At 28.4% G+C, this 1,499-nt stretch carries 2 protein-coding genes; both read left to right on the plus strand.

The window, feature by feature from the left end; all coding sequences use genetic code 11:
• On the plus strand, positions 1-255 hold a 255-nt coding region (locus H8R92_RS12965), incomplete at its 5' end, for a DUF960 family protein (RefSeq protein ID WP_186835675.1).
• Between the two features lie 28 nt (positions 256-283).
• Positions 284-472 (plus strand): hypothetical protein, encoded by a 189-nt coding sequence (locus H8R92_RS13270; protein WP_022211300.1) that lies wholly within the window; start codon positions 284-286, stop codon positions 470-472.
• Positions 473-1,499: the final 1,027 nt, after the last annotated feature.

The following is a 1,499-nucleotide window of genomic DNA, read 5'->3' on the forward strand; positions in this document are numbered from 1 at the left end:
GAAGTAGATATAAGATTACAACTTATAATGTGGAGCATGATTGATAAGTTGAAGAATGAAGGAAATGTTGAAGTGGATTACTTACAGATTTTCAAGATAAGAAAAGAAGGAAATAATATTGTAATAAGTCAAAGCCAAGAAGTTCCTGAATACTTATGCACATATGAAATAGAGATAGAAGATATTCAGATAGAAGGTGAGATTAAAGTTTATGTAATAGATAGTGGAGAATATTCTACAATGCTTTTTCCATGAGAATACTAATTGAAGGAGGTTCAAGTAAATGATAAATAAGCTAAGTAAAGAAAAGTATTTTAAATATTATAGCAAAGAACTTCTTGGAGTAATGAGGTTCGACTTCTATGATGGAAGGTTGTCTAACCAATGGAATCATAGAGAGTTAATAATTGAAATGAATGATAGGAAGTTAATAAACCTAAAGAAGTTACAACAAGAACTTAATTATATTTAATTCACGTTAATAGAAGAATTCAATAAAGTTGTAGAGCTATGTAATGGTACAGCATATGATAAAGAAATTCTAGTATACATAGAGCTTGAAGAAGGTAAGTATGTAATAAAGTTAATACCTATAAAAGATAGTTACTCATACATATACACGTGTAAGAGATAGGAGGAGAAAGAATAGAAGAAATCTAAGTAAATGTAATTTATCTTGAACGTAGTGTAAATAGAAAAACTGTAACTATAATCAATCTAAGTATATCTAAAAAGCAACGATAGCACAGCAGAAAGCAGAGATTTTGGAAAGTGTGAAGAAATGTAGCCATAGGAATAAAAAACTGCGAAGAGAGGATAAATTGAATGTTTTCTAAATAAGATTGTAAGCAATAAAGAAAAATCAGTAAATAATAGCTTCATAACTATACAAGCTAGGATAACAAGGTATGAAAGACTATAAGATGTTGAAGTCATAGGAAATCCTAGGCTCAATAATTCCACTTGAAATCAAGGATAAGTCATAACATATAATATGTACAGGAAAAATCTAAATTCACTCAAAAATAAAAAGAATTGAAATGATAAAACATAAAAATAATGAAACTTGGAACTAGTAAATAGGAACTAAGGACTTGGGACTCAGAAAGAGTAACGGGGGATAGGGGGGCTAAAGCCTTACAATGAAATAAGAATTGAAGTAGATTAATAAAAATTTATTTCAATAAAAAATAAATAATAAAAGATAAATATAATCAGAATAAGTAAATACAATAATAAAATCTTACGGGATTACGGGAAAAACGGGGAAGCAAGATGCATCCAATAATAAGATCGTAATAAATGATTGGGGGGAAAGGGGGCAAAGTAGTAGGGGTAAATAAAATTAAAAAATAAAAAGTTATTTTTTATAAATAAAACTTTTTATCTACTTATCTACCTTTTCCCCCTTTACTATCCAAGAATAATTGTAATAGAAAATATCGTCATAACCGTAGTGCCAATAGTGTCGATATTTTCAGTAGAAATAAGTTAATGAT

This window comes from Clostridium lentum (assembly GCF_014287815.1).
GTDB classification, from domain to species: Bacteria; Bacillota; Clostridia; order Clostridiales; family Clostridiaceae; genus Clostridium; species Clostridium lentum.

Coding starts and splice junctions, on each gene's coding strand:
- H8R92_RS13270 (WP_022211300.1), top strand. CDS start 284: ATGATAAATAAGCTAAGTAAAGAAAAGTATTTTAAATATTATAGCAAA.